The organism is Halanaerobium sp. ST460_2HS_T2 (genome assembly GCF_003337665.1).
Lineage (GTDB): Bacteria > Bacillota > Halanaerobiia > Halanaerobiales > Halanaerobiaceae > Halanaerobium > Halanaerobium kushneri.
Window position 1 is genome coordinate 20,591 of sequence record NZ_QPJF01000005.1, and the last position, 18,784, is coordinate 39,374.

Below are 18,784 nucleotides of genomic sequence, written 5' to 3' on the forward strand. Positions count from 1 at the left end.
TTAGTGATTTTCTTATAATTCTTATAATGTTATTATACAGATATATTTTTGACTGTCAAGAATAATTACTGATTTCTCTTAAATTGTATTTTGTTTTACAGGAATAATTAAATTACCCGGTTATATTGAGCCATGTAGAGATCATGGTAGTGTCCTTTTCGGGCCATTAATTCTTCGTGACTGCCTGTCTCAATAATTTCTCCATCCTCAAGGACCATTATTCGATCAGCATTGCGGATTGTTGAGAGGCGGTGAGCAATTACAAATGATGTTCTTCCTTTTAATACTGCCTGAGTTGCCTTTTGAATTAAGATTTCCGTCTGAGTATCGATACTTGAAGTAGCCTCATCCAGAATCAGAATCTTTGGATCTGAGAGAATTGTTCTGGCAAATGAGATCAGCTGCCGCTGACCAACAGAAAGTCGGGATCCGCGCTCATTGACTTCAGTATCATAGCCATTTTCCATTTCTCTAATAAAACCATCAGCATATACCATCCTGGCAGCCTCTTCTATATCTTCTCGGGTTGCTTCAAGATTTCCATAACGAATATTATCCGCAATTGAGCCGGAGAAAATAAAGGTGTCCTGCATCATGACTCCAATCTGTTTTCTTAAAGAAGCTACTTTTACTCCTTGAATATCAATATCATCTATTAAAATACTTCCCTGATCAATATCATAAAAGCGGGTCATTAAATTAATGATTGTACTTTTACCGGCTCCAGTTGCTCCCACAAAGGCGATGGTTTCTCCAGGCTGAACCTCAAAGTTCATATCTTTTAAAACAGTTTCTCCATCTTCTTCATAACTAAAGCTGACATCTTTAAACTCAACCTTACCTTCAATTTCCGGCATTTCTTCTGCTCCCGATAGATCGACTATCTCCGGCTCAGTGTCCAGCACATCAAAAATTCTTTCAGCTGCTGAGTTAGCAACTAAAACCTGATTGTAAAAGTTGCTGATATTAATAATCGGCTGCCATAAACGCCAGATATACTGGAGCAGCGCTATCAGAGTACCAATGGTAACCAGACCGGCATTTAAATCTCTAATACCAACTAAATACATGATAATAACACTGGTGGTATTAATTAAAAGTACGACCGGGAAAATTCCGTGAGACATCATAACTGTCTTCATCCAGTTGCTTACATAATCATCCTGAAGGTCTTTAAAAATATTACTGTTCTTTTCTTCTCTAACAAAGGCCTGGGTAATCTGCATTCCAGTCAGGCTCTCATGGATATAAGCATTCATGTTGGAGCGTTTTTTCTGTACCCTGCGCCAGCCAACTCTAATCTTCTTTTTCAGTAAAAAGATTATAAAAATCAAGAGTGGCATTACAGTAATTGAAATCAGAGTTAAACGCAGATCCAGATTAAGCATGATAACTAAAATTGCCAGAAAGCGAAATGTATCAGTAATGATATTAATTAAACCGTTTTCCAGTAGATTCTGCAGTGAATTGACATTATTCATCACCCGCACAATAATTTTACCGGCAGGAATAGAATCAAAATAACTAAAAGACAGTTTTTGAATATGCTGGAAAAGATCCTGCCTGATATTGCGCACAACCTTATGTCCAACCTTACTCATAATTAAAACCCGGAACCTAACAGCAAAGCCATTTACTGCCAGCAGCCCCATAAAAAGCAGACTAATCATTGTCAACCCCCGGAAATCACCGGCAGTAATGTAATTATCAATTGCAACTTTAGTTAAATAAGGCCCTAAAAGATCTGCAAAGGCGGCCATGGCCATTAAAAATAGTGAAAATGCAACCTTAAATTTATATGGTTTTAAATAAGCAAGAACCCTTTTTATATTATTGGGATCAAGATTTTCCATTTCCTCATCTTCGAAATAACGATTGTAGGCCATTTAATTCACCCACCTTTCCTCGATTTCTTCTTCGTCAATTACTTCTTTGTACTGCTCCTTAAACATCGTATAATAGTGACCCTTATTATTAATTAATTCTTCGTGAGTTCCTTGTTCAATAATTTCTCCATGATCTAAGATTAATATCTGATCCGCATTTCTAACTGAAGAGATTCGGTGAGCAATTAAAAATAAGGTGCTCCGCTGCTCCATCCCCTCCAGCGCCTGCTGAATCTGATGTTCAGTCTCCATGTCGACTGCGGAAGTAGCATCATCTAAAATCAGAATCGGGCTTTCTTCCACAATTGCTCTGGCCAGTGAAACTCTCTGTTTCTGACCACCTGAAAGACCCATTCCTCTTTCTCCGATGACTTCTTCAAATCCGCCTTCCATCTCTTCAATAAATTCTCTGGCACTGCTGATTGAGGCAGCCCTTTTAATTTTTTCCAGGTCAAGCCCTGGCTGTCCATAGGAGATGTTATTGGCAATCGACTCTGAAAATAAAAATACATCCTGCATTACAATAGAAACCTGTGATCTCAAATTCTGCAGATCATAATCCCTGTTATCAACTCCATCAATTAAAACTTCTCCCTCTGTTGCTTCATAATAGCGGGGAATTAAGTTAATCAGAGATGATTTTCCACTTCCGGTTGCTCCCATAATTGCAACAGTTTCGCCAGGGGAAGCGTGAAAAGAAATATTTTTTAAGATATCTTCTTCATCATAGCTTAAGGATACATTCTTAAATTCAACCTCTCCCTGCAGTCGGTCAACAGTAATTGCATTCTCTTTATTCTTGATTTCCGGCTCAGTTTCTAAAACATTAAAAATTCTCTCAGCAGATGCACTGGTCCGGGAAAACATATTAACAATATGTCCGATCATCCGCATCGGCATAATTAACATCCAGAGGTAGGAGTTAAACTGCATCCAGACCCCGAGAGTGATTTCTCCCTGAATTACCAGCCGTCCACCATAAAATAAAAGCAGAACTGTACTCATTCCGCCCAAAAATTCCATTATCGGAAAATATTTTGACCAGATTTTGGCGGCATTATAATTTTTAGTAAAATAATCATTATTTTCTTCATCAAATTTTTCCATCTCATAACACTGCTGATGAAAGGCTTTAACAATTCTAATCCCCGATATATTTTCCTGTACAGTTGAGTTCAGATCAGAGTACTGGCGCCTAACCTGTCTGAAAACCGGCTTGATCCTTACTCCCAGACGGTAAGCAAAAAATCCAATCAAAGGACTTAAAGCCAGTGAAACAAGAGATAGTTTTAGACTTTCGGGAATCAAAACAGCCATTACAAAAACTATATAAAAAATAGATCTGACAAAATGAAACATTCCCTCTGCAAATAGCATTCTAACTGCTTCCATATCACCGGTCATCCGGGACATTAATTCTCCAGTTCGATTATGATTGAAAAAATTAAATGAAAGTTTCTGCAGGTGATCATAAAGATCCTGTTTTAAATCTCTCAGTATATTTTGAGAAAGACTTTCCGTGTAATAGCGGTGGACCATAATCACTGTCGCTCTCAGTAAATTGGCGATGATATAAGCAACTAAAAAGCCAAAAAGAAGTTCCATTTTTCCAGCGGTAATTACATCATCGATTATTCTTCTGTTTAGATAACCTGGAATCATTGAAAGCAGCACATTAAAAATTATAAATATTAAACCGACAATAAGGTACAATTTATAATTGCGCACATAATTCCAGAGTTTTTTTAATTCAGCCATTCTTTATCTCTCCTAACAGATTAAAGCTTGTTTTTATTTATAAGTCATTAAAAAATCTGTAGTGTCTGTCTCTTAAGCCCGGCAGATCTTCATGTCCATAATCAGGATAAATTAACATCTCTTTTTTTGATGTTATTTTATTATAAACAGCAAATTGAGTTGAAGGTGGACAAACCGGATCTGCAACTGCAGTAGTCATTAAAACTTCAGCTTTTATCCTAGCAGCCAGATTTTGGATGTCTATATAAGATAGTTTTCTGTAAATTTCTTTTTCTTTATTGTGTAAGGGATCATATTTTCTAAAGAAATCTTTGATTTCAGCATAGGCACTGGCATCAATATCAAGCTGACTTACCCGCCTGTAATCACTTAAAAATGGATAAACTGGAGCTGCCTTTTTGATTCGTGGTTCCAATGCCGCACAGGCAACTGTTAGAGCACCTCCCTGAGAATAACCAAAGACTCCAACTCGATCTTCAGCAATATTATCCATTTCCATCACAATTCCAGCCAGCTGAGCAGTATCTAAAAAGACATTACGATAATAAAGTTTTTCAGCATCATCTGCCAGCCCTCTAATAATATGACCATTACGGGTATTTCCTTTAACTCCCCCACGGTCTTCAGAATAACCTGCATTCTGACCTCGGCAGTCCATCCCAAAGTAAGAATAACCGCGAGCAGCAAACTGCAGCTTATCTGACCAGTCTTCAATTTTACAGCCATAACCGTGAAATTCGATTACTGCTGGCTGTTTTGTTTTAATATTTTTTGGTTTTATGTATTTAACATGGATCCGGGCATCATCAACCCCGGTAAAGTATAGATCATAACACTCAGCAAATTCAGTCTGAAAAGCTGAAGCATTAATTTCAATTTCTGGATCAACTGACTTCATTTCCGCCAGAGCCCTGTCCCAGTACTGATCAAAATCATCAGCTTTTGGACTGGAACCTTTATATTCCTTCATTTCTTTTAATGACATTTCGAAAAGCATCTGCATCTCTCCTTTTTAACAATTGTTAAAATGATTTAATAACTACTAAATATTTCTTCAAAATTTTTATTTACTTTATTTAATTATTAAATTAATTCTTATCTCTTAAGTTATCACTTTAAAATTAAAGTTGCAAGTCTATTTTAAAATTAATTTAATTTTTTTAAAAACAATAAATAACAGGTCCAAGATTGACCTGTTATTTACTAGAATTTATCTATTATGATATCGATTAAATATATCTTTTAAAAGAAAGTTAATCCAAAACACATAAATTCCCATTATAAAAAACAAGAAAATTGGCTTCCAGTATATTAAATAATATAAAGCCGGTAAAACACCAAGACATAAAATTGTTGTAACTAAATGCCTATTTGCAATAAAAAAAGCCATTTTAAAGCTTCTTAGAATACTTAGATGATATCTCGCTAAAAGCGGGTAAATAATAATACTTCCAGCCATAAGTTCAAATAAAATAAAATATTGCACTGGAAGTAAAAATCTATTTAATGAAAGCATATTTACACTTCTAATATTTACTAAAATCAAATAAAAAGCTAACGCAAATACAGAGAAAATAATAATTCCCTGCTTAAAATTCATTTTAAAACTTTTCCAAAAATCACTGACTAATTTATAGCTCTCTCCCCTTATTATTTTTCCGCTTACAAAAAACAAGGCTATAGTTGCAGGCCCTATTGTTATTATTGCAATTGAAAAAACAAACCAAAAAATATTTAAAACTAATAAATTATAGATAATTTTTGATATTTTATAAATTGGACCATTAATATTAAATATGCCCATTTTCTCTCACCTCTATAAATTCATTTTATCTCTTTAATGCTTTTTTTAGATCTTTATTTCTCTACAGGAATAATAATTTCTACTTCTGTTCCTTGATCAATTTTACTATCTAATTTTAAACCATATTCTTCTCCATAATTAAGTTTTATTCTTTTATTAATATTTAAAATTCCAATCCCATGTTTTTTAAAGTCTTCAATTTCAATTTTTAAAACTCTATTTAAACTATCATTTAATAAATTTAATTTTTCTTCCTTAATACCTTTACCATTGTCTGAAATTAAGAATATAATATTTTTATCTTTAATTTCTGCTTTAATCACAATTTTACCACCATCAGTTTTAGATTCAAGCCCGTGATAAAAAGCATTTTCGACAATTGGTTGTAATAACATTTTTATTATTTTCTTATTTTTTATCTGTTTTTTGATATCTATTTCGTAGTCAATTCTTTCAGGAAATCTGAGCTTCATTATTCTTAAATAACTTTCTATAATTTCAATTTCTTCTTTTACTTTGACAAATCTATTTGATTTAATACTGTATCTAAAAATATCAGCCATAGCAGTTGAAATATTCATTATTTCTTGACTTTCATAAACCGCACCTATACTACGCATGCATTCTAAAGTGTTATATAAAAAATGGGGGTTAATCTGACTTTGCAGAGCAGATAATTCAGCTTTATGCCTAGAAATTTTTGTTTCATAAATTTGTGTTTGCATTTCAATTTCATGTTTTTTTAAGTTTTCAATTTTTTTTAGCATATTATTAGCATCTTCTACAATAATTCCTAATTCTCCATTGATATCTAAATTTATTCTTTGATTAGCTTTATTTTCTCCAATTAGATCCATACTTTTAGCAATTTTAATAACGGGTTTAGTTATATTTTGGTTAAGGATAAAACCAATCCCTAGAAGTAAAATAACAAAGGTTAGACTACTAAAAATAATCATCAATGGAAATTGCTTTAAATCTTCCGCAACTTTATTACGAGAAGTAAAGCCATAGATTCTCCAGTTAGCAAATTTTATTCTTTCATTTTGAACAATATATTCTGAATTCCGATTATAGTTTTCAAAAGCTTTACTATTATCAATTAAATTACTTTTTAAACTGGAAGTAATAAATCTATCATTTTCATCTGCAATAAAAAAAGTCGTATATTGATTAGCAGAAATATCTCTAATGCTTTTATTAATATTATTAGAGTCAATTCTAATAACAGCAGTTCCCAGTTTATTATTTTCATTTGAACTGCTATGTAAATCAAAAATTGGGTATAAATAAAAATGAATAATTTCCCCTTTATGTTCTATAATCTCAAACTGGCCTCTTGTCAAATTATTAAATTTCTCCCCTAAATCATTGACAACTTTTTGGTAAATAAAATAATCTAAATCTCCATAAAAATTTCTCCAGTTATTTTCTTTTACTAAAGCAGCAGCTCTAAATTCGGTATTGTTTTCCAAAAGATTATTTATAACATTTTCTACATATGGATGAACCTTAATTTTTTCTTCAATAGTGTCTGCTTTTAAAAAATCAATTAGATAAGTATTATAAGCAAATTTTTGTGTTCTATTTTCCACTTTATCTAAAGTCTGTTCGACAGCTGTTTTAGTTTGAAAGATTGTGGATTGAGAATAATCTTTGGCTCTATTTTCTATCACATTTTGGATACTCAAATAACTTACTGTTTGAAAAGATATGATGAAGAAAACAGCTACAGCAATCAAGCTAAATATTTTTCTCTTTAAAGTCATTTGTTTTATAATATTTTTCACCTCCTTTCTCAATCAATTTTACTATTTAATTTTTTTTAACTCCCATATTTTTGACTGAAAATCTCCTTTAAAAACTGTCCCATCAGGTTGAGCACCATTAAACTGTTTTGGTAGATCTATACCGATATACATTAATTCATCTCCACCATACAATTTACCATTGTTATTTATCTGATAGATCGCATTAGAATCTAAACCCTTAAGTTTTAAACGTCTAAAGGGGGCATTTGGTTCTGCCAGTACTTTGTAATAACCAACTAAAGCCTGATCTTTATTTTCAGAAATAACCATCCAGGCTGTATCTCCACTATTTGAAAATGGACTCAGCAAACGATAAAATTCACCCTGCTGAATTAAGTCTCTCTTATTTTTATAAAATTTAACCTGTTCTTTGACCTGTTTCTTTTCTTTTTTAGATAAATCACTGAGATCAAGTTCATAACCAAAATTACCAAAAAAAGCAGTTTCAGCCCTTGTTTTCAAAGGTGTAACTCTAGCAAGTTGATGATTTGGTACTGCAGATACATGAGCTCCAATTGACGACAATGGGTAAATGAAACTGGTGCCATATTGAATTTTTAATCTTTCTACAGCATCTGTATTATCACTTGTCCAGGTCTGAGGCATATAATAAAGCATTCCTGGGTCAAAACGGCCTCCACCACTGGCACAGCTTTCAAATAAAATTTCTGGAAATCTATTTCTAAGTTCTTCTAGAATTTCATATAGTCCTAAAATATAACGATGAGCCAGTTCTTGCTGGCGTTCTGAGTCTAATTTAGCTGATCCAATTTCAGTCATATTTCTATTCATATCCCATTTTACATAAGCAATATTGGCACTACTTAAGATATTTGTTAACATTTCTAAAATTTTTTCTCTCACTTCTTTTCGACTCAAATCTAAAACAAGCTGAGTTCTGGCTAAAGTTCTAGTTCTACTTTCTACATGAATACACCAATCAGGATATTCTTGATAAAGTTTACTTGCAGGAGATATCATTTCTGGTTCAAACCAGAGGCCAAATTTTAAACCTAAATTATTAATTTTTTCAGCTAAGGGTGCAAGTCCATTAGGTAACTTTGCCTGATCAACAAACCAGTCACCAAGTGAAGTTGTATCATCATTTCTATTTCCAAACCAACCATCATCCAGTACAAATAATTCAAGATCTAAATCAGCAGCAGTTTTAGCAATTTCAAGAATTTTATCTTCATTAAAATCAAAGTAAGTAGCTTCCCAATTATTTATTAAAACTGGTCTTTCTTTATCTCGAAACTTCCCTCTAACCAATCTTTCTCGATATAACTTATGATAAATCTGTGATAAATCATTTAAACCAGAATCACTATAACTCATTACTACTTCTGGAGTTTGGAAACTTTCTTCACTTTTTAAAAGCCAGTTGAAATCAAAATGATTTATTCCCATTAAGGCCCTGGCTTTATCAAAAGTATTAACCTGAACTCCAGCAAAAAAGTTACCACTGTAAACAAAAGAAAATCCATAAACCTCTCCCTGATTTTCATCAGTATTTTTTCGGGCCAGCATCATAAATGGGTTATGCTGTGCACTACTGGCACCTCTTGTACTTTCTACCGACTGCATTCCAGATATTAAAGATCTTCTCTTAATATGATTTTCTCTACTCCAACTTCCGGAAGTTGTAATTAAATCAAAATTAGAGTCTGCAAAATCTACAGACATACTAAATGCTCTTTTTAGTTCAATCTTCTTATCTGACTGGTTAATAAATTTAGCCGAACGTGTTATAGCATTATATTCATTATAAATACTATAGACTAACTCAACCTTTAATTCTGCCACCTCATCAAAAAGATTAATAATTAAACTATCTGCTTCTTTATCAGCTTCTACATATGTTGCCGGTAATCCCTTTAATTGATCTTTACCAGTTTTTATTTGATGTCCATTATATTTTAAATTACTAACTCTACTTCCATCTGCCAGCTCAACCTGATAGGCAGGCTGTCTAAAGTCGGAATGTCCATAGGCAGGATATTCCTGGGGTATATTATCGAGTAAAAATTCATTCTCTGCTTCCCCTTTTAAGTTTTCATCTCTTGTTTCTTTTCTTAATAAATGCGTATAATCAAGATCAGGATTAACTTTTTTACCCCAGTATAAGTGCAGCAGATGTCCGGTTTTTGCTACCTGAATAATATATGAGAATTTATCGTTATATAAATGAAAAATTTTATTCTGTTGATCAAATTTAATTGGCATTTTATTCTCTCCTTATTTTGTTATTTTAATTTTTTTCTAAACTCAGAAGCTGTTAAATCATGACATTTTTTAAAAACCTTATTAAAATAATAATAATCATTATATCCACTTCGAGCAGCTATTTCTTTTATACTCAATTTTTCTTTTTTTAATAATTCTTCCGCTTTTTCCATTCGTAAATCTGTTAAATATTCTGAAAAACTTTTGTCTAAGTATTTATTAAACAAATGACAAACATAATTTGAGTTAAAACCAAATTTTTGTGATAAGTTTTTCAAATAAAGTGTTTCTTTGAAATTTTTATTAATATATCTCAACATTTTTTTAAATTCTGGATTATCAATTTTTTTAAATTCAATATTTTCTTTTTTGGATGTTTTATTATTTCTTTTATTTAATTTATTATTAAGTGAATTTAATATAGAATCAGCTTTTTCTTGTTTAATTGGTTTGAGACAGTAATCAAATGCACCTTCTCTAATTGCTTCCTGGGCATAAGAAAATTCTGCATAGCCACTAATTATTACAAATTCACAACGGCAGTCTATTTTTCTGCTTTCTTTTATTAAATCAATGCCAGAATACTCTGGCATTTTAATATCAGTAAAAACTGCATCAACTTTATTGTTTTTTAAATATCTTAACACTTCTTTGGGATCAGTACTTGACATAGATACATTAAACCCCATTTGCTTGAAATTAAAAGTTTTTAATATTCCCTGTAATATCCACCATTCGTCATCAACAACTACAACCTGATACATTTTTACCCCCTTTTTCGATTAAATAAGCAGGAAAAATGGATACAAATAATAAATATCTGCATCCATCATTAAAATTATATATGATATAACTAGCTTTTTACAGCCCCTAAAGTTAAACCTGATAAAAAATAACGCTGCAGAAATGGATAAAGCATCATTATCGGAAACATTGTAGTTACAACACTGGCCATTTGTATTCCTTCTGAGAAAGTTTCAACATTTGCCATTGCAGCTGTATTTCCCTGAAGAAATTTACTCGCATCTTGAACAATATTCCTTAAAACAAGCTGTAAAGGCATTATATCTGGACTATTAATAAATAACATACCATGATACCATTCATTCCAGCGATTTACTCCATAATATAAAGATAATGTTGCAAGAATTGGTAAAGAAAGAGGTAAAATTATTTTAAACAAAATTATAAAATCATTTGCTCCATCAATTTTTGCTGATTCTTCTAAAGCATCTGGTATATCATTAAAGAAACTCCGTAATACAATCATATACATAATATTAAAACCCATTGGTAATACCATTACTAAAATATTATTTATTAGACCCAAATTTTTAATTAATAAATAATATGGTATTAAACCTCCTGAAAAAAACATTGTAAACAAAATTAGATAATTAATAAACTTACGTCCAGGTATATCTTTTGTTAAAGCATATGAAGTTAAAATTGTTATTAACATATTATATACCGTTCCAAGAAATGTTACTATTACTGTTGTTTTCATACCATTAATAAGCGTCTGATCATTAAAAACCTGTTTATATGCATCCAATGTAATTTCATCTGGCCAGAGCATAAAAGGACTTTCAGCATATACATGTTGAGGAACTAAAGAAACTAAAATAGCATTATAAAATGGATATAAAACAGCAAGCCCAAAAATCGTCAATAATATCAATATTATTATATCTACCACTGTAAATTTTCTCTTAGTCATCATATCAACTCCTATATAATACCTGATTTACCAAACTTTTTAGCTACAGTATTAGCAATCATTAAAAGCATAAAGTTTACTACACCATTAAATAATCCGACTGCTGTACTTACACCATAGTCTGGTGCCTGCTGAAAAGATATCCGATAAACATATGTAGAAATAATATCTCCTACATCATAGACTACTTCATTATAAAGATTAAATACCTGATTAAAACCCGCCACCATAATACTACCGACTGTCATGATGAACATTATCACAACTATATTCTGGATTCCCGGCCAGGTAATATATTTAATTTTATGCCAGCGATTTGCTCCATCAACAGTCGCTGCTTCATATAAAGTAGGATCAATACCTGCAATCGCAGCTAAATATAAAATTGTACTCCAGCCAGCTTCCTTCCATACCTCTGAATAAACCAGTAAATATCTAAAAATTCCTTTATTCATTAAAAAATTAATCTGTCCTAAACCTAAATTTTCTAAAAGACTATTTAAAGCACCAGTATTACCCAGAAAGTTAAATATTATACCAGATACAATTACCCAGGATAGAAAATGGGGAAAAGTATAAATAGTCTGCAAGAATCTTCTATATTTTTTCATCTTCAGTTCATTAATTAATAAAGCCAAAATTATACCTATAGGAAATCCTAAACCTAATTTCATTAAAGAAATGACAATGGTATTTTTAAAAGCTCGCCAAAATGCTGGCTCACTCCAAATATACAGAAAATTTTCTAAACCAATCCAGGGACTGCCTGTTATCCCCTCATTTAACATATACCTTTTAAATGCAAGTTGTATTCCATACATCGGAAAATATTTGAATACTAATAAAAAAGCTAAACCTGGAACTAACATTAGATAAATATATTTATGTTCAAAAATACTACTAAGTAAATTATTAATTTTAGCTTTCATAAAAATTTCACCCTCAATATTAGTTAATGATTTGTAGTCCAGGAGTTATAACTCCTGGACTAAAGAATCTTATTCTTTTAATAATTCTTGATTTAATTCTTCTAAAATTATATCAACAGTGTCTCTTTTAGAATCAATATATTCTTGCCATTTATTTTCTAATTCTTCCATGCTATTTGTTGATACAATTACATCACTAACTTCAGCCATCGTGTCTCCTAATCTAGAATTATATCTGGTATAATCATCTCCAGCAAACCAGGTTACTTCATATGGTTGAGGCTTCACATAAACATCATCTTCTAATTTTCTTCTTAATATACTTTTTACATCATTTTTAATTTTATCAGCTAAATTAGGATTATTTAAGTCAAATTCATCATGCATTGTGGTTAATTGAAAAAATCTTACTCCTGTATCATAGGGATTAATTAAATTTCCGTCTTCATCTTTTTCCCAGAGTATTTCAACTTCATCGTTTTCGTCTATTTGATAATCTTTACCTTCAATACCTAAAGTAGAAAGTCGCTGTCCTTTTTTTCCAGCCATATAATTTTCAATTTCTAACCATCTAGCAAGTTTAGCATCAGACATCTCAGGATTATATATTGTTGCACTCCAGTGATCTAAAATTTCCTCTGCAAAATAATTGCCTTTTGGACTCGTAACAAACATAGGGGAAACGTCGGCAAGTTCTACATTTTTATCGGCTGCAGTAATAGAATTCATTATTTCAGAATAAACTCCAACACTAATGTTATCAAAATATATTCCTAATTCTCCAGCAATGAATTTATTCTTAGCAGCATCATTGTTAGCAATCGGCTGATCTTCCCAAATTATTCCTTGATCATATAACTTTTTTGTTTCTTTTATTCCAGCAAGAAATTCTGGTTGAGCAGGCGCCCATACATACTCTCCATCTTTAACAGTATAAGTATTCATTTGATGAGTTTGTCTTAAACCTGCAAACCAGGGCCAAGCCCAACCAATACCACCTATACCAATAGTTTTTCTGTTTTCACCAGGGTTTTTTTCTATAAAAGCTTCAGCCATCTCTACCATTTCATCCCAGCTATACTCGTGATCTTTGTTAAAAAGACCAACCTCTTTAGCCCAATCAACTCGATAGATAAAGTTAAAAGTATCTACCAAAGGATCTCTCCAATCTACCGTTCCCATTGGTACTGGCATTGCATATAATTCTCCATTTATCTCCCAATAATCGTCTGATTTTAATTTATCTCTGATTGCCTGTAAATTAGGATATTTATCACCAAATTTTGGAATAGGTTTATATGCTCCCTGACTTGCCCAATTGACATACTCAGTAAATTTATTCTGTAAATCAGTCCACATAACATCTGGCATATCACCAGAAGCAGTCCAAATTCTAACCCTTTCATCCCAATTTCCCCAGTTTACTGGTCTAAATTCAAAATCAACATTAAACTTTTCTTTAATTAAATCCAAACGAGGGTCTTCAAGTAGAGAATCTACATTCATTGTATTAATTACATAAGTATACTCTTTTTCATAATTCTCGTCCTGAGCCATCACAGCAGTTGACATAAAAGACACTAATAATAGTGAAACTAATAATAAAACAATTTTTTTCTTCACTTTTTTTCCTCCTGAGTTTAGTTTAGCTACCGGTAAGCTATTTATGATTACTTATAAACTTATAATCTTGCCTGTTATTTAACTTAATATAATTATATATCAGAAAATTTCAAATAAAAATGTAATAATCTCAAATGATTTTGTAATAAACTCAGATTTTTTCTAAAAAAAGCAGAGCTATTACACTCTGCCATTTAGTATTCTTATATTATCTTTTTTCTGTATTTAAAGTGAGTTATTCTTAATAAATTCTACCAACTCATCAATTTTAGTATACGCAAGAGCAACTACTGTGTCTGCTCCACCATAATAAATGGCCATTCTACCAGTATCAGGATCATGTAAAGCTGCACAGGGGAAAGCAACATTAGGTACATCTCCAACACATTCATAATCTTTTTGTGGAGAAAGTAAATAAGGTTCAGTTCTATATTTTACCTGCCATGGTTTTTCTAAATCTAATAAGGCAGCACCCATACTATAGACAAAACCATTACAAGAATTTAAAACACCGTGATAAATTAATAGCCATCCTTCTGATGTTTCGATTGGAGCCGGCCCTGGCCCAATTTTTGTACTCTGCCAGCCACCTTTTGTTCCCATTACATATCTGTGTTCTCCCCAGTGTATCAAATCATTACTTTGGCTTAAAAAGATATCACCAAAAGGTGTATGGCCATTATCACTAGGACGGCTTAGCATAACATATTTATCATTTATTTTTCTTGGAAACAAAACACCATTTCTATTGAAAGGTAAAAAAGAATTCTCCATCTGAGTAAAGTTCTGAAAATCTTCAGTATATCCGAGTCCAATTGTTGGACCATGATAACCATTACACCACATTACATAATATTTTCCATCCATTGCTACCACTCTTGGATCATATTTATACTCTGACTTTCCAATTTCCTCTTTATCATAGTCAAATTCTATCGGTTCTGGTTCAATATCCCAATTAATTCCATCTTTACTTTTGCCAGCATGAATGTTCATATTTCTTGCCTTGTCATCAACTCTAAAGACACCAGCAAAACCTTTTTTATAAGGAACAACAGCACTATTAAAAATACTATTAGAATTTGGAGTCGCATCACGTGGAATTATTGGATTTTTCTTTGAACGCCAAACTACATTGTCACAATTCGCAGGTTTTTCCTCCCAGGGAATATTTGGAAGGCTTTCTCCATAAATTTTGATTTCTTCACTCATAAATTAACACTCCTTCAATTTGTTTTAATTCTGTAAATTAATAATATTATAAAACTATCAATTTGAACATGAATATAATTCAGATTTTTTTGTAATTTACTCAGTTATATCTCAAAAAGCTAACAGGCCAAAAAGACCTGTCAGCTTAAACTTCTTAGCTATTCATTATTCTTAGATTTTTTTCAATTAATTCTTTTCTTGTCTGGACAGAAGCTGCAGAGCGAAGTTTGTCTTCCGGGGTGTTTTTTACATAATCAAGCAGACGATTTACAGAAGTCTCTGCCACATGGATTCGGGTATCAGAGGAAGCATAGTAAATTAAAACTCTACCATTATCTTCTCTGATTACTCCATTAACAAAAACTACATTTGATACATCTCCAACCCTTTCTTCCCCATGGGGAGCAATTAAATAACCACCTGGATTGTAGATTACCTTTGTTGGCTCCTCTAAATCAGTCATAAAAGCATAGACAACATAGCGCAGTCCAGCAGCTGTATTGCGAACTCCATGCGCAATGTGCAGCCAGCCCTCATCAGTTTTGATTGGAGCATCACCCTGGCCATTTTTTGCTTCTTTAATTGTATGATAAAACTTTTTATCAATTAGTTCTTCCTTTATAATCTTTGGGTTTTCAATATCCTCTACCAGTCCCCAGCCAATTCCTCCTCCAGAGCCAGTACTGATAAACCCGTCCTGAGGACGAGTATAAAATGCATATTTACCATCTACAAATTCTGGATGTAAAACAACATTTCTCTGCTGAGCTGAGGGAGTTTTTAAGTCCGGCAGTCTTTCCCATTCCTTTAAATCTTTTGTTCTGACTATACCAGCCTGAGCTTCTGCAGCAGTTGTATTACCCGGCTCAGCTTCTGGATCTTTTCTTTCTGTACAGAAAATACCATAAATCCAGCCGTCTTCATGTTTAACCAGACGCATATCATAGACATTAATATCAGGTCTTTTGGTTTCTGGAATCTCAACCGGATAATCCCAGAATTCAAACCTGTCAACTCCGGTATCACTTTCTGCAATTGAAAAGAAGGATTTGCGGTCATTACCCTCTGTTCTAACCATCAGATAATATTTATCATCTAATTTAATTGCTCCTGGATTAAATGTCGCATTGATCCCCTGTCTCTCCATTAAATAGGGATTGCTTTCATAATCAAGATCATAACGCCAGAAGATAGGAGTATGATCAGCAGTTAAAACAGGATTTTTATAGCGAAAAAATATTCCATTTCCGGGTTCAACTCTTTCATTTTCTCTTTCTACTAAATTTCTTCTTTTTCTTTCCAGTAAGCGCAATCTTGTCTGAAACTCATCTTTTGTCAGTTTTTTCATTAAATCCATTTTTTATCACCTCATTAATTTTTAGGAAAGAATATTTCTCATTCTATTTATAATTTCATAACAGGCTCTACTATTATGATATGGTGACTTCCAGGAATTAATTTTTGCTTTTTGCGAGGGAACCCCCTGATCATCAACCAGCCAGTACCAGCCACCATTTTGATGATCTATTAAATTTTCGATTATATACTGCCAGCTTTTAACTGCAGCCTGAATAAATTTTTCTTCTCCACTCAGCTGATAGGCATTAATAAAACCAACAACTGCCTCTGCCTGCGGCCACCAGTGGCGATCTCGATCAAGATGATCCCCTTCTTTTTCGTAATAAATACTTCCATCTGCAGCCGTACCGTTTTCCAGAACTGCTGCTGCCATTTTCAAAGCATAATCCTCAGTAATCTCCAGTAGCACCTGTTCTCCCAGCACCTCTGCAGCTTCATAGATCAGCCAGCTTCCTTCAATATCATGACCATAAGAAATTATATCTGACTTTGAGCTCCAGTCCTGATCAAAAAAGAGTTTAAAGTGATATTCATTTTGATCAACAATCTTATTAATAGTTACCTTGATTAATTCTTCCAGCTTTTGCTTCAGCTCAGGATCAGGCCAGACCCGATAGAGATTTGTATAGGCCTCAAGAATATGCAGGTGAGTATTCATTGATTTAGCTACATTCATATCTTTTTCACTTAAACTCATATCAGCTGCTGGTGACCAGTCTCTGCTTAAAGCTTCAAAATAGCCTTCATATTCCGGATCATAACTCTTATTTTCAACCAGAGCAAAAAGATCGACTGCCTTTTTTAAAGCCTCTTCTTTCTCAGCAGCCTGGTAATATTCACTCAGGGCATAGATGCAGAAAGCCTGACCATAAATTTGTTTTTTAGCTTCTACTACTTCGCCTTTATAATTTAGAAGCCAGTAAAAGCCACCATACTGATGATCCTCAAAGTTTTTCAGAAGATACTCATAGGCTCTTTCGGCCATTTCTAAATATTCAGGATCTTTATCTTCCCGATAGGCACTGGCAAAACTCCAGAGAATACGGCTGTTTAAGATTAGAGCTTTATCCGCTTCTAAATTTACCTGGCCACCATCTGCTTCACCATAAAAGCCGCCATTTTTAGCATCTATCGAATTTTCCAACCAGAATTCCAGCAACTTATCTTTTTCTTTGATGACCGAATCAGCAAATTCTTCTAATAAATTTTTCTTCATTTTTATCATCTCCTGATTTAATTACTTTATCCCAAAGCATATTAAGCCAGTGCTTTATGACTTTCCTGAAGCTGCTTAATGATCTCTATATTTTGTGGGCATTTTTCCTCACAGATTCCACATTCAACACAGGCATCTGCAGCCATTTCATCTTCTTTATCACTTTCAATTAATTTTTTATATTCATCTCTTGCATAAGTAGTTAAATCATAAACACGATGATAATTCATTAGTTCAAAAACTTTTGGGATTTTAACTCCCTGAGGACAGGGTAAACAGTATTCGCAGCCAGTACAGTAAAGATCAGCCAGTTTTTGGTTTTGCTCCAGCATTGCTTTAACATCAGCCAGTTCCTCTCTACTTAAGGGATCAGGATTAGAAGCAATCTCGACATTTTGTCTTACCATATCGATGTTTTCCATACCAGAAAGAGCTATATTTACATTTTGATTAGAAAAAACAAATCTTAAAGCTGTTTCTACTGTACTTGTTGAGGAATCCATTAATTTATCTAACTTTGTTGAAGGTGCTCCAAGTCTACCGCCACCAACAGGACCCATCACAACCACTCCCATTCCCTTATCCTGAGCATACTTGATCGCTTGTTCATTACTGCGATCTAACAAATTATACTGGACCAGCATTGTCTCAAAATGACCGGTATCAATTAATTTAAAGAGATTTTCTGCATCATCGTGAAAAGAAAATGAAATGTGCTTGATTAACCCATCTTCTTTTGCCTGATAGGCAGCTTTTACTGGGCCATCTTCAACATCAATTTTATCTTGATAATCCTCCCAGCTAATTCCCCACATATGATAAAAATCTATATAATCTGTATCCAATTTTTCTAGAGATTTTTCCAGTCTCTTTCTCCAGTCAGCTCCGGACTCATTTTCAATAGGATTTTTGGTAGATAAATATACTTTTTCACGATAACCATCTTTAAGAGCCTTTCCAACTGCGATCTCACTTTTTTTCTCACAATAATAGGGAGCAGTATCAATATAATTCACTCCCAGATCAATTGCTTCTCTGATCATTTTTACAGCCCGATCATAATCTACATCTTTTTCTCCATTTTTTTCAATCATCGGCAGCCGCATTGCGCCAAAACCTAACTTTGAAACTTTGATCCCTGTATTACCAAATTCTGTATACTGCATGATTATTCCTCCATTTTTTAAATTTAAAAGGTTGAATTACTAAGCTAAACAAATCTCAGTAATTCAACCCCTTT

At 32.9% G+C, this 18,784-nt stretch carries 14 protein-coding genes; all 14 read right to left on the bottom strand.

Features of this window, described 5'->3' with window-relative positions:
* Positions 1 to 107: 107 nt before the first annotated feature.
* Positions 108 to 1,886, bottom strand: a complete 1,779-nt coding sequence (locus DFR80_RS03430; RefSeq protein WP_114489213.1) for an ABC transporter ATP-binding protein — start codon at positions 1,884 to 1,886, stop codon at positions 108 to 110.
* On the bottom strand, positions 1,887 to 3,644 hold the full coding sequence (locus tag DFR80_RS03435; RefSeq protein ID WP_114489214.1) for an ABC transporter ATP-binding protein: 1,758 nt from the start codon (positions 3,642 to 3,644) through the stop codon (positions 1,887 to 1,889). It abuts the gene before it with no gap.
* Positions 3,645 to 3,681: 37 nt separating this feature from the next.
* Positions 3,682 to 4,647, bottom strand: coding sequence for an acetylxylan esterase (locus DFR80_RS03440; protein WP_114489215.1), 966 nt, complete (start codon positions 4,645 to 4,647; stop codon positions 3,682 to 3,684).
* 207 nt (positions 4,648 to 4,854) lie between these two features.
* A complete protein-coding gene (locus tag DFR80_RS03445) occupies positions 4,855 to 5,448 on the bottom strand; it encodes a YesL family protein (protein WP_108138766.1) in 594 nt (197 codons plus the stop codon).
* Between the two features lie 53 nt (positions 5,449 to 5,501).
* Positions 5,502 to 7,217: a sensor histidine kinase gene (locus tag DFR80_RS03450; protein ID WP_114489216.1), complete on the bottom strand. Its 1,716-nt coding sequence runs from the start codon at positions 7,215 to 7,217 to the stop codon at positions 5,502 to 5,504.
* 42 nt (positions 7,218 to 7,259) lie between these two features.
* Positions 7,260 to 9,485, bottom strand: coding sequence for an alpha-galactosidase (locus tag DFR80_RS03455; protein ID WP_108138770.1), 2,226 nt, complete (start codon positions 9,483 to 9,485; stop codon positions 7,260 to 7,262).
* Positions 9,486 to 9,505: 20 nt separating this feature from the next.
* Entirely contained in the window at positions 9,506 to 10,249 is a 744-nt protein-coding gene (locus tag DFR80_RS03460) for a response regulator (protein ID WP_108138772.1), read from the bottom strand.
* An 89-nt stretch (positions 10,250 to 10,338) separates the two neighbouring features.
* Positions 10,339 to 11,205 carry a carbohydrate ABC transporter permease gene (locus DFR80_RS03465; protein ID WP_199505768.1) on the bottom strand — a complete coding sequence of 289 codons (867 nt, stop codon included), beginning with the start codon at positions 11,203 to 11,205 and terminating at the stop codon, positions 10,339 to 10,341.
* An 11-nt stretch (positions 11,206 to 11,216) separates the two neighbouring features.
* Positions 11,217 to 12,134 carry a sugar ABC transporter permease gene (locus DFR80_RS03470; RefSeq protein WP_108138777.1) on the bottom strand — a complete coding sequence of 306 codons (918 nt, stop codon included), beginning with the start codon at positions 12,132 to 12,134 and terminating at the stop codon, positions 11,217 to 11,219.
* Positions 12,135 to 12,203: 69 nt separating this feature from the next.
* The gene (locus DFR80_RS03475; protein ID WP_114489217.1) at positions 12,204 to 13,757 is read right to left on the bottom strand and encodes a hypothetical protein; all 1,554 of its coding nucleotides are present in this window, start codon (positions 13,755 to 13,757) and stop codon (positions 12,204 to 12,206) included.
* A 225-nt stretch (positions 13,758 to 13,982) separates the two neighbouring features.
* Positions 13,983 to 14,969, bottom strand: coding sequence for a glycoside hydrolase family 130 protein (locus tag DFR80_RS03480; protein WP_114489218.1), 987 nt, complete (start codon positions 14,967 to 14,969; stop codon positions 13,983 to 13,985).
* 154 nt (positions 14,970 to 15,123) lie between these two features.
* Positions 15,124 to 16,326, bottom strand: coding sequence for a glycosidase (locus tag DFR80_RS03485; protein ID WP_114489219.1), 1,203 nt, complete (start codon positions 16,324 to 16,326; stop codon positions 15,124 to 15,126).
* Between the two features lie 21 nt (positions 16,327 to 16,347).
* Positions 16,348 to 17,544 (bottom strand): AGE family epimerase/isomerase, encoded by a 1,197-nt coding sequence (locus DFR80_RS03490; RefSeq protein ID WP_114489220.1) that lies wholly within the window; start codon positions 17,542 to 17,544, stop codon positions 16,348 to 16,350.
* A 41-nt stretch (positions 17,545 to 17,585) separates the two neighbouring features.
* On the bottom strand, positions 17,586 to 18,710 hold the full coding sequence (locus DFR80_RS03495) for an aldo/keto reductase (RefSeq protein ID WP_114489221.1): 1,125 nt from the start codon (positions 18,708 to 18,710) through the stop codon (positions 17,586 to 17,588).
* Positions 18,711 to 18,784: the final 74 nt, after the last annotated feature.

Coding starts and splice junctions, on each gene's coding strand:
- DFR80_RS03455 (WP_108138770.1), bottom strand. CDS start 9,485: ATGCCAATTAAATTTGATCAACAGAATAAAATTTTTCATTTATATAAC.
- DFR80_RS03490 (WP_114489220.1), bottom strand. CDS start 17,544: ATGAAGAAAAATTTATTAGAAGAATTTGCTGATTCGGTCATCAAAGAA.
- DFR80_RS03495 (WP_114489221.1), bottom strand. CDS start 18,710: ATGCAGTATACAGAATTTGGTAATACAGGGATCAAAGTTTCAAAGTTA.
- DFR80_RS03450 (WP_114489216.1), bottom strand. CDS start 7,217: ATGACTTTAAAGAGAAAAATATTTAGCTTGATTGCTGTAGCTGTTTTC.
- DFR80_RS03465 (WP_199505768.1), bottom strand. CDS start 11,205: ATGACTAAGAGAAAATTTACAGTGGTAGATATAATAATATTGATATTA.
- DFR80_RS03480 (WP_114489218.1), bottom strand. CDS start 14,969: ATGAGTGAAGAAATCAAAATTTATGGAGAAAGCCTTCCAAATATTCCC.
- DFR80_RS03470 (WP_108138777.1), bottom strand. CDS start 12,134: ATGAAAGCTAAAATTAATAATTTACTTAGTAGTATTTTTGAACATAAA.
- DFR80_RS03460 (WP_108138772.1), bottom strand. CDS start 10,249: ATGTATCAGGTTGTAGTTGTTGATGACGAATGGTGGATATTACAGGGA.
- DFR80_RS03435 (WP_114489214.1), bottom strand. CDS start 3,644: ATGGCTGAATTAAAAAAACTCTGGAATTATGTGCGCAATTATAAATTG.
- DFR80_RS03485 (WP_114489219.1), bottom strand. CDS start 16,326: ATGGATTTAATGAAAAAACTGACAAAAGATGAGTTTCAGACAAGATTG.
- DFR80_RS03440 (WP_114489215.1), bottom strand. CDS start 4,647: ATGCAGATGCTTTTCGAAATGTCATTAAAAGAAATGAAGGAATATAAA.
- DFR80_RS03430 (WP_114489213.1), bottom strand. CDS start 1,886: ATGGCCTACAATCGTTATTTCGAAGATGAGGAAATGGAAAATCTTGAT.
- DFR80_RS03445 (WP_108138766.1), bottom strand. CDS start 5,448: ATGGGCATATTTAATATTAATGGTCCAATTTATAAAATATCAAAAATT.